This is a genomic window from Actinomycetospora sp. (assembly GCF_055612215.1).
Genome location: NZ_JBVPVA010000996.1, coordinates 1 through 1,074 on the forward strand (window position 1 = coordinate 1; position 1,074 = coordinate 1,074).

General features: G+C 71.2%; 1 protein-coding gene and 1 pseudogene. Both read left to right on the forward strand.

Going from position 1 to position 1,074, the window contains the following annotated elements; all coding sequences use genetic code 11:
- Positions 1-717 (forward strand): 4-hydroxyphenylacetate 3-hydroxylase C-terminal domain-containing protein (locus AC0CYZ_RS27040; protein WP_472221137.1); only part of this gene is annotated, 717 nt, incomplete at its 5' end.
- A gap of 104 nt (positions 718-821) precedes the next feature.
- Positions 822-1,074: pseudogene (locus tag AC0CYZ_RS27045) on the forward strand (hypothetical protein); the annotation flags it as partial.

Genomic DNA, 1,074 nt, shown 5'->3' on the forward strand with positions numbered 1-1,074 from the left:
GGCGACCCGGAGAAGGCGTCGACCTTCTTCCCGGGCTCCGGGTTCCTGCACCGCTTCACCTTCCACGGCGTCACCCGCCTCGCCGTCAAGCTCGACTTCATCGCCGGGCTGCTGATGAAGGGCCTGGAGATGACCGGGACCAAGGACTTCCGCGGGGTGCAGACCCGTGTCGGTGAGGTCATCGCCTGGCGCAACATGTTCTGGGCGCTGTCCGACGCCATGTGCGCCAACCCCGACGAATGGGTCAACGGAGCGCTGCTGCCCAAGCTGGACTACGGGCTCGCCTACCGCTGGTTCATGACGATCGGCTACCCGCGGGTCCGCGAGATCATCATGCAGGACCTCGGCGCCTCGCTGATCTACCTGCCCAGCCACTCCGCGGACTTCCTGTCCCCGGAGGTGCGGCCCTACCTCGACAAGTACGTGCGCGGCTCCAACGGCTACGAGGCCGTCGACCGGGTCAAGCTCATGAAGCTCATCTGGGACTCGATCGGCTCGGAGTTCGGCGGCCGCCACGAGCTCTACGAGCGCAACTACTCCGGCAACCACGAGGGCGTGCGCGCCGAGCTGCTCTTCGCCGCCGAGGCCTCGGGGACCGCCGACGCCATGAAGGGCTTCGCCGAGCAGTGCATGAGCGAGTACGACCTCAACGGCTGGACCGTTCCCGACCTCGCCGACAACCACGACGTCCGACTCTTCGGCGCCAACGGCCGCTAGACCCGCCCCACCGCCCGGCTCCCGCCCGCACGAGGCGCGGCGGGAGCCGGGTCGGGGACCTGACTGACCCGACCTGGCCCTCGACCCGGAGCTGATCCGCGCCCATGACCGTCCTCGCCGGCGACGTCGCCACCGCCACCACCGAGCCCACCACCCCGCCCGGGGGCCGGGAGCAGCGCACCGCCGGCCCCCGGATACCGATCTGGGTCGGGACGGCGTCCCTTGCCGCCCGGCGGGGCCGCTGCGTGGCGGCCCTCGGTGTCTTCGACGGCGTCCACCGCGGCCACGCCCGACTGCTCGACCAGGCCGTCGCGATCGGCCGGCGGCGAGGCCTGCCGGTGGTCATGGTGACCCTCG